This window comes from Nocardia sp. NPDC058058, assembly GCF_042885355.1.
Lineage (GTDB): Bacteria > Actinomycetota > Actinomycetes > Mycobacteriales > Mycobacteriaceae > Nocardia.
On the sequence record NZ_JBHVSA010000045.1, the window covers coordinates 1 to 1,113 of the forward strand.

The window sequence follows — 1,113 nt, forward strand, 5'->3', positions numbered from 1 at the left end:
CGGCGTCCCGGACGGTGAGCGCGATCAGCCCGGTCGACAGCGGGGCCAGGACCCGCGCCCCGGGCCGGCACTGGCCGAGCCAGGCGGGCGGGATCCGGGGCAGCGTGCAGGTCACCAGGATCCGGTCGAAGGGGGCGCGGGAGGGGCAGCCGCGCGCCCCGTCCCCCGTGACCACGGTGGGCCGGTAGCCGAGCGCGGCCAGGTGCGTCCGCGCGGACTCGGTGATCTCCTCCTCCAGGTCCACGGTGGTGACGAGGTCGTCGCCGAGCCGGTGGCACAGGAGCGCGGCGTTGTAGCCGGTGCCGGTGCCGATCTCCAGCACGCGGTGCCCGTCGCACACGTCCAGGGCGTTGAGCATCTTCGCCATCAGGGAGGGCTGGCTGCTGGAGGAGACCAGCTCGCCGTCGCGGAGCCGGGTCGCGAGCGGGGTGTCCGTGTACACGCCGCGCAGCCAGCGGGCCCGCTGCTCCGGATCCGGGTCCTCGCCCCACAGCCGCTCGTGGCCGGCGCCGCGGCCGGTCCAGAAGTACGGCACGAAGGCGTGCCGGGGCACCCCCTCGAAGGCCGCCCGCCAGGCCGGATCGACCAGGACCCCGGCGGCGTCCAGCTCCCGTACCTGGGCGGCGTGCGCGGTTTCCCGTACGTCGCGTACCTCGGGGTGTGCGCCCATGCATCCACTGTCCTGCGCCGGGCCCCGGGGTGCGAACGCGCGCGGCTTCGGGCGGGAGTCCTAGGACCGGGGTCCTCCGTCCGGGCGTCTGAGACGATGGTCAGGTGAATGACATTCCGCGGAGCACGGTTCAGGAGCAGACCTTCTACGAGCTGGTGGGCGGCGAGGACACCTTCCGCCGTCTGGTCCACCGCTTCTACCAGGGTGTCGCGGAGGACCCGCTGCTGCGGCCCATGTACCCGGAGGAGGACCTCGGCCCCGCCGAGGAGCGGTTCGCGCTGTTCCTGATGCAGTACTGGGGCGGCCCGACCACGTACAGCGAGAACCGGGGCCACCCGCGCCTGCGGATGCGGCACGCGCCGTTCCAGGTGGACGCGGCCGCGCACGACGCGTGGCTGAAGCACATGCGGGTCGCGGTGGACGAGCTGGCGCTGGCGCCGGAG

General features: G+C 74.1%; 2 protein-coding genes. One reads left to right on the top strand and one right to left on the bottom strand.

The genetic code is table 11. From position 1 onward, the window contains the following. Window positions 1-670, bottom strand: a 670-nt coding sequence (locus ACFVUS_RS44045; RefSeq protein ID WP_387781567.1) for a methyltransferase domain-containing protein, incomplete at its 3' end; no start/stop codon positions are given. A gap of 104 nt (window positions 671-774) precedes the next feature. On the opposite strand from ACFVUS_RS44045, the gene ACFVUS_RS44050 reads away from it, so the two are divergent. Continuing rightward, on the top strand, window positions 775-1,113 hold a 339-nt coding region (locus ACFVUS_RS44050; protein WP_387781570.1), incomplete at its 3' end, for a globin.